The sequence below is a fragment of the Streptomyces sp. NPDC059897 genome, assembly GCF_042730865.1.
Lineage (GTDB): Bacteria > Actinomycetota > Actinomycetes > Streptomycetales > Streptomycetaceae > Streptomyces.
Map to the genome: position 1 here is coordinate 1 of NZ_JBHWKQ010000032.1, position 14,034 is coordinate 14,034.

A 14,034-nucleotide genomic window follows, 5' to 3' on the forward strand; every position below is an offset into this window, starting at 1 on the left:
GCGGCCTCGGGGCTCTGCCCCGGACCCCGCTGCTCAATCGCCGCAGGGGCTTGATACAGCCGCTCCGTGGCAGGAGGGGGCGTTTTTTCAAGCCCCGCCGGCGATTGAGGCGCGGGGTCCGGGGCAGAGCCCCGAGGCGTGGGCTTCGGCTCCCGCTGCTTACGGACCGCGCGCCAGCGGGCGAACGTTCCCGCTACGAAGACCGTGAGGACCACCAGGATCATCAGCTGGCCGATGACCAGGCCCCAGACGAGGCCGTAGCCGGAGAGCTCCGACGCGGGGGTGCTCGGCCAGGCGCCGGGGATGTCGTGCGGGCGGGTGATCAGGGAGCGCAGGGCCAGCGGCGTATGGCCGAACGTCACGCCGGTCGGCCACGCGCCCTTCGAGAAGAGCCCCGCGAGGCCCGTCGCCGTCCACACCAGGATCGTCATGCCCAGCAGAAACGCCAGGAGCCCGACCAGCAGCCCGTCGGGCACACCGCCCCGGCCGCGCCCCTCCCGGTAATCGCGCTCCATCCGGCGCCCCCGCTCGTCCCGCATAGCTGTCATGCCACCGTTCTCATGCCGCCGTTCTCACGCCACCGTGGACTCGGAGCCGCCCAGGCGCTGCTCCACGAACGCGGCCGCCCGCTCCTCGGCCTCGAGCTCGGCCGCGTACAGCGCGTCGTCCACGAGCGGCTCGGCGGACGCCTCCGTCATGGCCCGGTCGGTGAACACCAGTGGGCGTTCGGTCTCGGTGACCAGGTGTTTGACCACCTGTACGTTGCCGTTGACGTCCCAGACGGCGATGCCGGGGGAGAGCGTCGGGATGATCTCGACCGCCCAGCGGGGCAGGCCTAGAACCCGCCCTGTGGCCCGGGCCTCGTCCGCTTTCTGGGCGTAGATCGTTCTCGTGGAGGCCATCTTCAGAATCGCGGCCGCTTCCTTGGCCGCCGCCCCGTCGACCACGTCGGACAGGTGGTGGACGACCGCCACGAAGGACAGGCCGAGGCGGCGGCCGAACTTCAACAGGCGCTGGAACAGCTGGGCCACGAACGGGCTGTTGATGATGTGCCAGGCCTCCTCGACCAGGAAGATGCGCTTCTTCCGGTCGGGGCGGATCCAGGTGTGCTCCAGCCACACGCCCACGATCGCCATCAGGATCGGCATCGCGATGGAGTTGCGGTCGATGTGGGAGAGGTCGAAGACGATCAGCGGCGCGTCCAGGTCGATGCCCACCGTCGTCGGGCCGTCGAACATGCCGCGCAGGTCGCCGTCGACGAGCCGGTCGATGACGAGCGCCACGTCGAGGCCCCAGGCGCGGACGTCCTCCAGGGCCACGTTCATGGCCTCCGCGGACTCCGGTTCCGGGTGGCGCAGCTGCTCGACGATGTCGGTGAGCACCGGCTGCCGCTCGACGATCGTCTCGTTCACGTACGCGTGCGCGACCTTCAGGGCGAAGCCCGAGCGCTCGTCGAGGCCGTGCCCGAGCGCCACCTCGATGATGGTGCGCAGCAGTGCGAGCTGGCCGGTCGAGGTGATCGCCGGGTCCAGCGGGTTGAGGCGGATGCCCATGTCGAGCGCGGCCGTCGGGTCGAGCCGGATGGGAGTTATGCCCAGCTCCTCGGCGATGAGGTTCCACTCGCCGACGCCGTCCTCGCCCTGCGCGTCGAGGACGACGACCTGACGGTCCTTGAACCTCAACTGCCGCAGTACGTACGTCTTCTCCAGGGCCGACTTGCCGTTTCCGGACTCGCCGAGGACCAGCCAGTGGGGGGCCGGGAGCTGCTGACCGTAGAGCTGGAAGGGGTCGTAGATGTAGCCCTTGCCGGAATAGACCTCGCGGCCGATGATCACGCCGGAGTCGCCGAGGCCGGGCGCGGCCGTCGGCAGATAGACGGCCTGCGCCTGCCCCGTCGACGTACGCACCGGAAGCCGGGTCGTCTCCACCTTCCCGAAGAGGAACGCGGTGAAGGCGTCGGTGAGAGCGGTCAGCGGATCCCGCATAGTGCAGCGCCTACCTTCCGGCCGTGTCGGCGGACATCAGGAACATCGGGATCGTCGGGGGCGTAGGGGACATCGGGCTCGTGGGGACCATCGGGGTCACCGGCGGATGCCGGTGGCGAACGGCAGGGTGTTCACGAACGCCCGGTGGTGCTCGCGGTCGCACCACTCCAGCTTCAGGTACGACTTGCCCGCCGAGGCGCGGATGGTGCGCTTGTCGCGGGCGAGCGAGTCCGGGTTGCGGGAGGAGACCGTGATGTAGCCGACGAGGTTGACGCCGGCCGCGCCGCTCGCGAGGTCCTCGCCGCGCTGGTCGAGGCGGCCGTGGGCGGCGATGTCGCGGGGGTCGACGGTCCGGTTCATCTTGGCGGCGCGGGACGCCTCCGCCTCGTCGTTCGTCTTCTCGGTCAGCATCCGCTCGATGGCGACCTCGGTGGGTTCGAGGTCCATCGTCACCGCGACGGTCCGGATGACGTCCGGGGTGTGGACGAGGAGCGGGGCCAGGAAGTTCACGCCCACCGGCGTCATCGGCCACTCCTTCACCCACGCCGTGGCGTGGCACCAGGGCGCGCGGGTCGCCGACTCGCGCGTCTTGGCCTGCAGGTACGTCGGCTCCATGGCGTCGAGCTCGGCCGGCCAGGCGTTCCGCTTCGACATCGCCTGGATGTGGTCGATGGGGTGGTCCGGGTCGTACATGGAGTGGATCAGCGACGCGAGCCGGCCCTGCCCGAGCGGCTGGCGCACCCGGATGTCGGCCTCCTGCAACCGGGAGCAGATGTCGGTCAGTTCGCGCGCCATGACGACGGCGAGCCCGGCGTCCTTGTCGACCTTCTTGCCGCCCTTGGGGCGGGTGGCGCGGGCCATCGCGTTGGCCTCGGCCGCCAGGTCGCGGGTGTAGTGCATGCAGGCCACGAGGTACGCGCGGTGCTGCTCACTGCTCGTCGACACCATGGACTGGAGCTGGTCGTACGACTTCTGCAGCCAGCCCAGCGAGCGGTCGTCGCCGCGCACGGCGACGTCCTTGGCGTGCGCGTCCGGGTCGGCGGGCAGCGTGCGGGCCAGCATCTGGAGCCGGGTCACGAACCCGTCGCCGTTCGCCACGTGCTTGAGGAGTGTGCCGAACCGGTCGACCAGCGCCTCCTGGTCCTCGGAGTCGCGCAGGCCGACGCCGGGGCCCTCGATCTCGATGGCGGCGGTGACGGTGCGGCGGTCCGCGTGCAGCAGCACCGCGATCTCGTCCGGGCCGAACGGCGCGGCCAGCCACGTGAGCCGGCCGATGCCGGGCGGCGGGCCGATCTCGACCTCACGCCCGTCGAGCCGGGTGCCGGCCTCCATGGTGGAGGAACGGTAGGCGGTGCCGCGCTTGAGGGAGCGCTTGTAACTGCGGTTGATCTCGAACCACTTGTAGAAGGTGCGGCCCTTGAAGGGGACGTAGACCGCGGCCAGCGCGAGCATCGGGAAGCCGGTGAGCAGCACGATGCGCAGCGAAAGCACGGGGACGAGCAGTCCGCACATCATGCCGAGGAACGCGCCCACGACGATCATCGCGATCTCGCCGGACTCACGATTCTTGCCGACGATCGCGTTCGGCCGGGCGCGGCCGATCAGATATGTACGGCGGGGCGTGACCGGAGGGGACACGTGGGACTGGGTCGTCAACGCCCTGCACCTCCTTGCCAGTTGCCGTTCTTGCCGGTGTTACCGCTGTTGCTCCCGCGGTCGTTGCTCGCGTGCGGGGTCTTCGACGGGCTCGTACGGGGCGGGGGTGCGGCGGAGGGGACAGTTCCGCCGCCTCCCCCTGACGCGGCCGGGCGCGAACTGTGCGCGGCCACACCGCCGGACGCGGGGTTGGCGGGGCGGGCCTGGGACGCTCCGCCACCGCCCGAACCCCCGCCGTCCTGACGGCTGCTGTGGGTCTTGATGCCCTGCGAGACGAGGGCGGCGGGCGAGGACATGACGGCGGCCGCCTTGCCCTCGGCGCCCTGCATGAGCCGGTTCTTGCGCACGTTGGCCATCTCGTCGCCGAAGCCGGGCACGAAGCGGTAGATCATGCCGCTCGCGAAGATGGCGAGCAGCACGATGGCGAGGCCGGAGACGACCGCGGAGAGGGAGTCGGGGCTCTTGCCGCCGCTGGACAGGGCGCCGGCGAGCCCCAGCACGATCACGATGACCGGCTTCACGAGGATGACCGCGATCATGATTCCGACCCAGCGGCGGACGTGGCCCCACAGGTTCTTGTCGACGAGCCCCGCGTAGACGACGACGCCGAGCAGCGCGCCCACGTAGAGCAGGACGGCGCGCAGGTACAGCTCCAGGTAGAGCACGCCCGCCGCGACGATCGACACGAGCGACACGACGATCAGCATGATCGGTCCGCCGCCGATGTCGTCGCCCTTCTTCAGGGCCTCGGAGAACGTCCCGAAGAACGCGTCCGTCTGATTGCCCGTCGCCTTCGCCAGTACGTCACTGACCCCGTCGGCGGCCGACACCACCGTGTAGAGGATCAGCGGGGTGAAGGCCGACGCGAGCACGGTGAGCCAGAGGAAGCCCACGGCCTCCGAGACCGCGGTCATCAGCGGTACGCCGCGGACGGCGCGCTTGGCGACGGCGAGCAGCCACAGCACGAGCGTGAGGATCGTCGAGGCGGCGAACACCACGGCGTACTGCTGCAGGAACTTGGGGTTGGTGAAGTCGACGTCGGCCGTCTTCTGCACGGCGTTGCTGAGCTGGTCGACGGTCCAGGACGCGGCCTCGGCGCAGCCCTTGGCGAGGCTGGAGAGGGGGTCTAGGGGGTTGGAGACGTCGGACGTCCCGCCGTCACTGGGGCTTGTGCCGGAGGAGTCGTTGCCGCGTTCGCAGTACTTCCTCGCGGCGCCGCGGATGAGGTCGCAGGGGTTGTCCGACGGGTCGGGTTCCGGGGCGGCCCAGGCCCGGGAGGCCAGGAGGACCGCCGTGCCCTGCATGCCGGTGACCACGGCGGCGAGGGAGAGTGCGCGGCGTCGCCGGTTAGCGGGCATAGCTGAAGCCTCCGTACTCCTTCACGGCCTTCGCCATGTCGTCGGCCGTGGAGGCCCGCTGGTCGCGGCCGACCGGGACGGGGCCGTCCTTCTGCGAGAAGTCCTCCACCTTCCAGTCACCGTCCACCCAGCGCAGCTTGTAGCTGTTGGTGTACCAACTCTCGGACACCGGGTTCTGCGTGCCCTCGCCGGCGAGGCCGAACAGCGACGAGTACCAGATCGACACGGTCGCCGTGTCGCCCTTGTAGGCAGTCGCCTTGGTGCCGACCGGGATGACCCGGGAGACGAACGTGCTCCCGTTCGGAGCGGTGCCGTCCTTGTCGAGGCCGATGCCCGTCAGGAAGCTCTCGCTGGAGTAGACCTTGTCGAGGTCTCCCCGCCGGGCGTCGGCGGCCGACGGCGTATAGACGTCGTCCACGATGCCGTCCCGTTTCGCCTTGTCGAACATGTCGGCCGAACCGAGCCGCACCGCATAATTCGCCGCAGCCGACTGCGCGCCCTGTTCGTCGTGGGCGAAGCCGGAGGACACCGGCTTCGAACCGGTCGGCGCCGTGGGGGCCGCCGCCGGCTTCGTGCCGGTGGAATCGGACCCGGACCCGCCGGAGGCGTCCCCGCCGCGGTTCGCGAACGCGATCGCCGCGATGAGCAGCACCACGACGCCGACCACGGTCACCAGGGACCGGGACGACGACCGCCCCGGTCTGCGGGCGCCGGAGGTCTCCGGGAGCCGCGTCCGGGTCTGGCCGGTACCCCCGTAGAGCTCGTCGTCCTGTGGACCGTCAGGACTCATTGCGCGCACGCCCCCTCAACCTTTCGCCGAACCACCGCATACGACGGTAGCCGTGCTGGTTTCCGCGCGGGCGCGGTGTGGTGACTCGACATCAGGGAGACGCAACCTCAGCGGGGAGCTAGACGGCCATGCCGTACACGATGGTGAACAGCGTGCCTAGTGAGCCGATGATGAACACCCCGGTCAGGCCGGCGATGATGAGGCCCTTGCCTTGTTCGGCGCTGAAGGTGTCGCGCAGGGCCGTCGCCCCGATCCGTTGCTTCGCGGCGCCCCAGATCGCGATGCCGAGGCACAGCAGGATGGCGACCGCCATCACGACCTCGATCATCACGCGTGCCTCGTTGCCCAGGCTCCCGAACGGGCCCCAGTCCGGGGCGATCCCGCCGATGATGGTGGAGATATCGCCCTTTTCGGCTGCCAGCAGCATGTGTAACTCACCGCCCCATGTGGGTAGTTCTGTCGCCTCTGCCGCAGCGCAGAGGTCAGACCCATTCTTGCCCAGATTGGCTCCGATGCCTGCACACTTGGCGCCATTCCTTGGCCGAGTTCCTACGGTCCCATGCCTGAGGGACCGCCCCGGAGGGACGGTTCCGGATGCGAAGGAACGTACGGTTACTCTGTGTATCATGCCTGGTCACGCCGGGCAATGAAGGCTGGTCGCGGATAGTTCGGCACAGTCGCCGACGGGGTGGCCCACCCGACCGTAAACTGAGCGCTCGTGTGTCCGGCCGTGGGTCGTGCCCGGACTCCCCCGTGGCGAAGGGCGGTTGACGGTGCGTAAGGCGTGGATGATCGCGGGCTCGGCCGTCGCCGGGGGGACGGCGTTCGTGGCGCTGCTCGTCTTCGGGACGTACATGGCGGCGGGGAGCCTGAGCAGCGGGGCAGGCAAGGGTGCCGTGGGGCTCGCGAAGGGCGCCGTACCCGCCGCGTATCAGCCACTCGTACAGAAGTGGGGCAATCTGTGTCCCGCGATCAACCCGGCGCTGCTCGCGGCGCAGCTGTACCAGGAGAGCGGGTTCAACCCGAAGGCGACGTCGCCGGCGAAGGCGTACGGCATCGCGCAGTTCATCAGCGGGACCTGGGCCGCGCACGGCGTGGACGGGGACGGTGACGGGGACAGGGACATCTGGGACCCGAACGACGCGATCCCGTCCGCCGCTTCGTACGACTGCAAGCTCGCCTCGTACGTGAAGGACGCGCCGGGCGACAAGACGAAGAACATGCTCGCCGCCTACAACGCCGGTTCGTACGCGGTCATCAAGTACGGGGGCGTCCCGCCGTACCGCGAGACGCAGAACTACGTGAAGGTCATCACGACGCTCGAGAAGTCCTTCGCGAAGCCCGTCGGGCGCGTGCAGCCCTCGCAGCAGGCGGCGGCCGCCATCTACTTCGCACAGAAGAAGCTCGGCACCCCTTATCTGTGGGGCGGCAACGGCACGGCGGAGCAAGATGGCCGATTCGATTGCTCGGGTCTGACCAAGGCCGCGTACGAGACGGTGGACATCGAGCTGCCGCGCGTGGCCAACGACCAGTACAACGCGGGGCCGCATCCGAAGCGGGACGAGCTGCTTCCCGGGGACCTCGTGTTCTTCTCCAAGGACCTCAGCAACAGCCGGGCCATTCACCACGTGGGCCTTTACGTGGGCGGCGGGTACATGATCGACGCGCCGCGGACCGGTGCCGTCATCCGCTTCGACCCCATCGACACCGCCGAGTACTTCGGGGCGACCCGGGTCACGGAGGACGGCGCGAAGGCGCTGCCGACCGGATCGCCGGAGGTCTGAGCCCGGCGGTCCGAGGGCCGGGTTGGCTGGAACTCTCTGTTATCCCGTGGCCCTGAGCTGCGGGTTTGTGTTTCTCTTCGATAACGTCTGGGTGATCGTTCGGTGGATTGCGGAACGTGGAGGGTGGGACCGTGCGTTCCTCTACCTGAATCGAAAACAACCACGGGGGTGGCTGAAGACGAAGGGGCCGCTGAACTATGGCTGGACTCGTGGCACTCGAAGCGCCCGGGACATCCGGATCCAACCCCGACGTCACGCTGCTCTACGACATCAACGGCCTGGCCGATGACGCTCCGCGCTGGTTCGACCGGACCATGGAGTTCGTCGGCGAGTACGGGATCCTGCTCGCGCTCGTGCTCGTCGTGCTGTGGTGCTGGTGGGGCGCGAGGAAGCGCGGATCGCTCGACGACGCGGCGTCCGCCGTGGCCGCCGTGGTGTGGGCGCCGCTCGCCGCCGGCGTCGCCGTCCTCGTGAACGTGCCGATCCGGTCCTTCGTCGAGCGGCCGCGGCCCTTCATGGACCACGACGGGCTCGAGGTCCTGGTCAAGGGGAAGACCGACTTCTCGTTCGTCAGCGACCACGCGACGCTCGCGATGGCCATCGGGGCGGGCCTCTTCATCGCCCACCGCAAGCTCGGGCTCGCCGCCATAGGGCTCGCGGTGCTCGAAGGGTTCTGCCGGGTCTTCATGGGCGTGCACTACCCGACGGACGTCGTCGGCGGGTTCGCGCTCGGCACGGCCGTCGCGCTGCTGCTCTCGCCGCTCGCCTCGGCGCTGCTCACGCCGCTGGCGCGGGCGATCGGGCGGGCTTCCGGCTGGGTCTCCCGGCTCGTGTGGGCGCCCGGCGCGGTGGCGTCGGCGGTGGAGTTCTCCGGGGCCGGCGACTCGGCGGAGCAGCCGGAGGAGCGGGACCTGGCGGCGTAGCGCTCCGCGTGGGGCCGGTGCCGGTAAATCAAGCCCCGCCGGCGATTGAGGCGCGGGGTCCGGGGCGGAGCCCCGTGGCGTAGGGCCGGTGCGGGCTTCCGGTCACAGTGCCTGCGGAAAATCGAAGAAGCTCGACGGGTCGTACTGGCGCTTCACTTTGGCCAGCCGATGCGCCGCAGGCCCGTAGTAGGCCTGCTTCCAGTTCTTCAGGGTCGGGTCCGCGTAGTTCTGGTACGCCGCGCCCGAGGCGTACGGGCGCATCGCGGCGTGGGCCGAGGACAGCCAGCCGCGGGCCGCCGAGCCCGATGTGTTCGGCTGCCACGACACGATGTACTGCGCGAGCATCCGGGAGCGGCGGTGCACGAACGCCGTCGCCGTCGGGTCCACGCGGTTGATCGCGCCGCCGAGCGCCGTGAGCGCCACCGAGCCGGCTCCGGACGTCACGTTCTCCAGCTGCTTCAGGAGTGTGCGGGCGCCCGCGTCCGAGAGGTTCCGGTCGAAGAAGTCGGAGGCCGCCGCGTACGTCTCGCGCTGCAGCGCGCCCTGCGGGGAGCGGCCCGGAGCGGCGCCCGGCAGATGGCACTGGGCGTCCTCCGCGAAGGCCGAGCAGCCCGCGTACACCTCCATCGACTCCTCGTACGAGCGGCGCTTGAGGGAGACCGAGGCGGCCGGGCCCGGGCCGCCGGGGCCGTCGGCGAGGCGGTCGACCGCGTTCTGCAGCTCGGTGTACGAGCCGAGGGAGAACGCCGCGACCGAGACCGTCGGGTTGCCGCCGCGCGCGCCCGCGATGTGCAGCGAGGACCAGATCTCGTCGGCCTGCTCGGGGCCCCACTTCTGCCAGGCCTTGAGCACCGTCGCCGCCTTCGACCAGGGCCAGCTCATGTACGCGGAGACGGCCTGCGGCGCGGGGTGGGTCTTGAAGCGGAGCTCCGTCACGACGCCGAACTGGCCGTTGCCCGCGCCCCGCAGCGCCCAGAAGAGGTCCTTCTCGGACTTCGCGTTCGCGGTCAGTTCCCTGCCGTCGGCCGTGATGACCGTGGCCTGGGTGAGGCTGTCGCAGGTGAGTCCGTAGGCCCGCGAGACGACGCCGTGGCCGCCGCCGAGGGTGAGGCCGGAGACGCCGACCGTGGGGCAGGAGCCCGCCGGTATCGTCACGCCCTTGGCGGCCAGCGAGCGGTAGACGTCGATGAGCTTCGCGCCCGCGCCGACGACCGCCTCGCTCCCCGACGCGCGGACGGACTTCAGCCGGGAGACGTCGAGTATCAGGTGCCCGTCGCCCGAGGACCAGCCTCCGTAGGAGTGGCCCCCGTTGCGTATGGAGAGCGGGACCTTGTGCGCGCGGGCGTACGCGAGGGTCGTGCGGATGTCGTCGGGCCCCGCGACGTACGCGACGGCGCGCGGCTTCAACGTGTCGTAGCGGGTGTTGTAGAGCTGGCGGGCCGCCGCCCAGGCGGACTCTCCGGGGCGTACGAGGGAGCCGTCGAGGTCCTTGGCGAGACCGGCGAGGTTCGCCGCGGCCCGCGCCGTGCCGGACGCGCTCGCGCTGGTGGAGCGGATCGGGGTGGAGGAGCCGGCGGACGAGGACATGGAGGCCCCGCCCGTGGAGCCGGAGCCGGAGCCGGAGCCCGGTCCGGAGCAGGCGCTCACCGCGCCGCCCGCCATGACTGCCGCGACCGATGCCGATGCCGTGATGAACGTGCGGCGTTCCATGCGGTTGTCCCCTCGGTCACCCGTTCGCTTCCCGAGATACGAGACGTCATCCGGGAGGCGTGGGTTCCGTCAGGTGCCCTGGCCCGCCGAGCCGACGTGGTCGTCCGCGTCCGAACGGGCCTTGCTGCGGGCTCTCCTGGCCGGTCCCCGCCAGCCGCAGCTGCAGCGGGCCAGACAGAAACGTCCCTGTTCCACGACGGTGGTCGTATGCGAGTGCTGCTGTTGTGCCACGCGGCCACGGTAGCGACTCCATGTAAACCCCCCGTTCGCGTGACGGTCGACCCTACTCGTCGTTAACCCCGACGACAGGGGCCGCACACGCACGGAGAGGCTTGGGGGCGGACCAGCGATGGTGGTGCAGCACGGGAGCGCGGCCGCTTCGGCGCGGGCGGCGGTGGCGGCTGTCGCGGTCGCGTCGGTGGTGGCGGGCGCGGGCGGGTGCGGCGGTGGGGCCGCGGGCGGGGAGCGGAACGCGGACCCGACACAGACCGTGCGCGGGGCGGCCGACCGGCTGGTCCGCGAGGGCAGTTCACAGGCGCGTACGTCGATGGAGATGGCCAGCGGCGGGACCCGCGTCACCATCCACGGCGAGGGCGTCTACGACTACCGCAAGGGCGTCGGCGAGCTGCGGGTGCGGCTCCCGCAGGACGCGGCGGGCGGCGAGGAGCACCGGCCGATCACCGAACTGCTCGCGCCCGGCGCCCTGTACATGAAGAACCGGGGCGCCGGCGTCCCCGCCGACAAGTGGGTCCGCGTCGACGTCACGGCGTTGACGGACGGGAACCTGGTCACCGGCGGCGCCACCGATCCGCTCGCGGCGGCCGAACTGCTGCGCGGCGCGCGGAATGTGACGGAGCGGGGCGAGGGCGAGATCTCGGGCGTGCACACCCGGCGCTACCAGGGGAGCGTGGAGCTGAGCGCCGCCGCGAAGGCCGCGTCCGCGGGGCAGAAGGGGGCGCTCGCGGCGGCGGCGAAAGGGTTCCGCAAGGGGCGGGTGCCGTTCGTCGTCCACGTCGACGACCAGGGGCTGATCCGCAAGGTCGTGCACCGGTTCTCCTTCGCCAACGGGCAGCCGTCGAAGGACGTGGCCGTGACGTCGACGACCCTGTACCGGGGCTTCGGGAAGCCGGTGAAGGTGCGGCTTCCGGCCAAGGGGGACATCTTCGCCGGGAAGGTCGCCGAGCCCGGTCCGTAGGACCTGCCCGGATCGCGGAGCCCGGTGTCCGTAGGCCTGTCGGGGGCCGGAAATGGTTCTTCCGTGCCATGCGCGGGGCGTGAGCCGGTCCCTACTCTAGGAAGTCGGCCATCGCGGCCACCGGCTGATGGGTACGCGGCAGGAAGAGGTGATGAACGTGGCTCCCGTGGGTGGTACGGCGGTTCAGGACCACGTCGCCCTCGCCGAGATCGAGCTGTGCGGTGAGTTGATCATCGCTGCGTCCGCCGTCTCCGAGGGGCGGCTCAGCGTGGACCGGATCGACGAGGTGCTGCGGGTCGCCGAGGCGTTGCCCGGCGGGCCGGAGGGCGACCGGGACCGAACGTGAGGAACGAAAAGGGTGGGGCCGCCGGATCCGGCGGCCCCACCCTCACGTATGGCACGTGCGCGGACGGCACGTGTGCGAGATCTCAGGTGCGCAGCAGGCGCGCGATCGCCTTCGTGGCCTCTTCGACCTTCTCGTCGATCTCGTCCCCGCCCTTGAGGGCGGCGTCGGCGACGCAGTGCCGCAGGTGCTCCTCCAGGAGCTGGAGCGCGAAGGACTGCAGGCCCTTCGTGGAGGCCGACACCTGCGTGAGTATGTCGATGCAGTAGACGTCCTCGTCCACCATCCGCTGCAGGCCGCGGATCTGGCCCTCGATCCGGCGCAGCCGCTTGAGGTGTTCTTCCTTCTGATGGTGGTACCCGTGGATGCCGCGGTCGTGGTCGGTCACGATCTCGGCCTTGTCCGGCACAGCAGGCTTTTCCGTCTGTGTCGCGTCAGTCGTCATCGCGTCCGTCCTCCCGTGGTCTTATACCCCCAGTGGGTATATGGTACCGGATTTCCCTGGGATCGTTCCGGTTCGTCCCGGCTCGAGCGGGCCCAGTGCTGATCACTGTGCCCGATGGGCGACACTGGTGTAACGCCGGTTAGCCGTGGCCGGATGATGCGCCTAGCATCAGCCTGACCGAATCCAAAGCACCCCGAGGACCCCACGTGCGCTTTCGTCTGACCCCCAGGGAGACGAGCTTCTACGACATGTTCGCCGCGTCCGCGGACAACATCGTCACGGGCTCGAAGCTCCTGATGGAACTGCTCGGTGCGGACTCCTCCGCCCGGGCCGAGATCGCGGAGCGGATGCGGGCAGCCGAACACGCCGGTGACGACGCCACCCACGCGATCTTCCACCAGCTCAACTCCTCGTTCATCACGCCGTTCGACCGCGAGGACATCTACAACCTCGCGTCGTCCCTCGACGACATCATGGACTTCATGGAGGAGGCCGTCGACCTGGTCGTCCTGTACCAGGTCGAGGAGCTTCCCAAGGGTGTGGAGCAGCAGATCGAGGTCCTCAGCCGAGCCGCCGAGCTCACCGCCGAGGCCATGCCGAATCTGCGCACCATGGACAACCTCACCGAGTACTGGATCGAGGTCAACCGCCTGGAGAACCAGGCCGACCAGATCCACCGCAAGCTGCTCGCACAGCTCTTCAACGGCAAGTACGACGCCATCGAGGTGCTGAAGCTCAAGCAGATCGTCGATGTGCTGGAAGAGGCGGCCGACGCCTTCGAGCACGTGGCCAACACGGTGGAGACCATCGCCGTGAAGGAGTCCTGACCGGCTCATGGACACCTTCTCCCTGATCGTGACGATCGGCGTCGCGCTTGGATTCACGTATACGAACGGTTTCCACGACTCCGCGAACGCCATTGCCACTTCCGTTTCCACGCGTGCCCTGACGCCCCGTGCGGCGCTCGCCATGGCCGCGGTGATGAACCTTGCCGGTGCCTTCCTCGGCAGCGGCGTCGCCAAGACGGTGAGTGAGGGGATCATCGCGACCCCGGTGGGCGACAAGGGGATGGGAATCCTCTTCGCCGCGCTCGCGGGCGCGATCGTCTGGAACCTCATCACCTGGTACTTCGGGCTTCCCTCGTCCTCCTCGCACGCCCTGTTCGGTGGAATGGTGGGTGCCGCCCTCGCGGGCGGGACCACCGTCTACTGGTCCGGGGTGTGGGAGAAGATCGTCATCCCGATGTTCACCTCGCCGGTGATCGGGCTCATCGCCGGTTACCTGGTGATGACCCTCATCATGTGGATCTTCCGGCGCTCCAACCCGCACAAGGCCAAGCGCGGCTTCCGTATCGCGCAGACCGTCTCGGCCGCCGGTATGGCGCTCGGTCACGGTCTGCAGGACGCGCAGAAGACCATGGGCATCGTGGTCATGGCGCTCGTCATCGGCGGCCACGAGACCTTCGAGGACCCGATTCCGGTCTGGGTCAAGATCGTGTGTGCCGTGATGCTGTCCGCCGGTACGTACGCGGGCGGCTGGCGCATCATGCGGACGCTCGGGCGCAAGATCATCGAGCTCGACCCGCCGCAGGGCTTCGCCGCCGAGACCACGGGCGCGTCGATCATGTTCGGGTCGGCGTTCCTGTTCCACGCGCCGATCTCCACGACCCACGTCATCACCTCGGCGATCATGGGTGTGGGCGCCACGAAGCGGGTCAACGCGGTTCGCTGGGGTGTCGCCAAGAACATCATCCTGGGCTGGTTCATCACGATGCCGGCGGCCGCGCTTGTCGCTGCCGCGTCGTACGGGGTGGTCTGGCTGGCCTTCGGCTAGGCGGCCTTGCCG

Annotated in this window: 14 protein-coding genes and 1 pseudogene; 6 read left to right on the forward strand and 9 right to left on the reverse strand. The window is 69.8% G+C overall.

Translation table 11 applies throughout. The features are described from left to right. The 6 genes and pseudogenes from ACFV9W_RS28515 to ACFV9W_RS28540 all read right to left on the reverse strand — a co-directional run. Positions 1 to 539, reverse strand: a pseudogene (locus ACFV9W_RS28515) (type VI secretion protein); the annotation flags it as partial. A 33-nt stretch (positions 540 to 572) separates the two neighbouring features. After that, positions 573 to 1,985, reverse strand: coding sequence for an ATP-binding protein (locus tag ACFV9W_RS28520; RefSeq protein ID WP_385766191.1), 1,413 nt, complete (start codon positions 1,983 to 1,985; stop codon positions 573 to 575). Positions 1,986 to 2,081: 96 nt separating this feature from the next. Then, positions 2,082 to 3,641 carry an SCO6880 family protein gene (locus ACFV9W_RS28525; protein ID WP_385766194.1) on the reverse strand — a complete coding sequence of 520 codons (1,560 nt, stop codon included), beginning with the start codon at positions 3,639 to 3,641 and terminating at the stop codon, positions 2,082 to 2,084. Next, positions 3,638 to 4,999 (reverse strand): hypothetical protein, encoded by a 1,362-nt coding sequence (locus ACFV9W_RS28530; protein WP_385766197.1) that lies wholly within the window; start codon positions 4,997 to 4,999, stop codon positions 3,638 to 3,640. Before ACFV9W_RS28530 ends, ACFV9W_RS28525 begins: the two co-directional genes overlap by 4 nt. Then, a complete protein-coding gene (locus ACFV9W_RS28535; RefSeq protein ID WP_385766199.1) occupies positions 4,989 to 5,789 on the reverse strand; it encodes a hypothetical protein in 801 nt (266 codons plus the stop codon). Before ACFV9W_RS28535 ends, ACFV9W_RS28530 begins: the two co-directional genes overlap by 11 nt. Before the next feature lie 118 nt (positions 5,790 to 5,907). Further along, positions 5,908 to 6,216 carry a hypothetical protein gene (locus tag ACFV9W_RS28540; protein ID WP_327662290.1) on the reverse strand — a complete coding sequence of 103 codons (309 nt, stop codon included), beginning with the start codon at positions 6,214 to 6,216 and terminating at the stop codon, positions 5,908 to 5,910. Between the two features lie 340 nt (positions 6,217 to 6,556). Between ACFV9W_RS28540 and ACFV9W_RS28545 the strand changes: the two genes are divergently transcribed. Next, positions 6,557 to 7,573: an NlpC/P60 family protein gene (locus tag ACFV9W_RS28545; RefSeq protein WP_385766202.1), complete on the forward strand. Its 1,017-nt coding sequence runs from the start codon at positions 6,557 to 6,559 to the stop codon at positions 7,571 to 7,573. A 197-nt stretch (positions 7,574 to 7,770) separates the two neighbouring features. Next, entirely contained in the window at positions 7,771 to 8,496 is a 726-nt protein-coding gene (locus tag ACFV9W_RS28550) for a phosphatase PAP2 family protein (protein ID WP_385766205.1), read from the forward strand. Between the two features lie 102 nt (positions 8,497 to 8,598). On the opposite strand, the gene ACFV9W_RS28555 is transcribed toward ACFV9W_RS28550, so the two are convergent. Continuing rightward, positions 8,599 to 10,206, reverse strand: coding sequence for an FAD-binding oxidoreductase (locus ACFV9W_RS28555; protein ID WP_385766209.1), 1,608 nt, complete (start codon positions 10,204 to 10,206; stop codon positions 8,599 to 8,601). 69 nt (positions 10,207 to 10,275) lie between these two features. Then, positions 10,276 to 10,437: a hypothetical protein gene (locus tag ACFV9W_RS28560; RefSeq protein WP_385766212.1), complete on the reverse strand. Its 162-nt coding sequence runs from the start codon at positions 10,435 to 10,437 to the stop codon at positions 10,276 to 10,278. A 118-nt stretch (positions 10,438 to 10,555) separates the two neighbouring features. Between ACFV9W_RS28560 and ACFV9W_RS28565 the strand changes: the two genes are divergently transcribed. Continuing rightward, on the forward strand, positions 10,556 to 11,401 hold the full coding sequence (locus tag ACFV9W_RS28565; RefSeq protein WP_385766215.1) for a hypothetical protein: 846 nt from the start codon (positions 10,556 to 10,558) through the stop codon (positions 11,399 to 11,401). A gap of 151 nt (positions 11,402 to 11,552) precedes the next feature. Further along, complete coding sequence (locus ACFV9W_RS28570) at positions 11,553 to 11,747, forward strand: hypothetical protein (RefSeq protein WP_385766218.1); 195 nt, start codon at positions 11,553 to 11,555, stop codon at positions 11,745 to 11,747. Positions 11,748 to 11,829: 82 nt separating this feature from the next. Here ACFV9W_RS28570 and ACFV9W_RS28575 read toward each other — a convergent pair whose 3' ends face one another. Then, entirely contained in the window at positions 11,830 to 12,189 is a 360-nt protein-coding gene (locus ACFV9W_RS28575; RefSeq protein ID WP_385766221.1) for a metal-sensitive transcriptional regulator, read from the reverse strand. A 206-nt stretch (positions 12,190 to 12,395) separates the two neighbouring features. Here ACFV9W_RS28575 and ACFV9W_RS28580 point away from each other — a divergent pair, with 206 nt between their 5' ends. Together ACFV9W_RS28580 and ACFV9W_RS28585 are read left to right on the forward strand one after the other, a co-directional pair. Continuing rightward, complete coding sequence (locus ACFV9W_RS28580) at positions 12,396 to 13,016, forward strand: DUF47 domain-containing protein (RefSeq protein WP_306321513.1); 621 nt, start codon at positions 12,396 to 12,398, stop codon at positions 13,014 to 13,016. A 7-nt stretch (positions 13,017 to 13,023) separates the two neighbouring features. After that, the gene (locus ACFV9W_RS28585; protein ID WP_385766224.1) at positions 13,024 to 14,022 is read left to right on the forward strand and encodes an anion permease; all 999 of its coding nucleotides are present in this window, start codon (positions 13,024 to 13,026) and stop codon (positions 14,020 to 14,022) included. Positions 14,023 to 14,034: the final 12 nt, after the last annotated feature.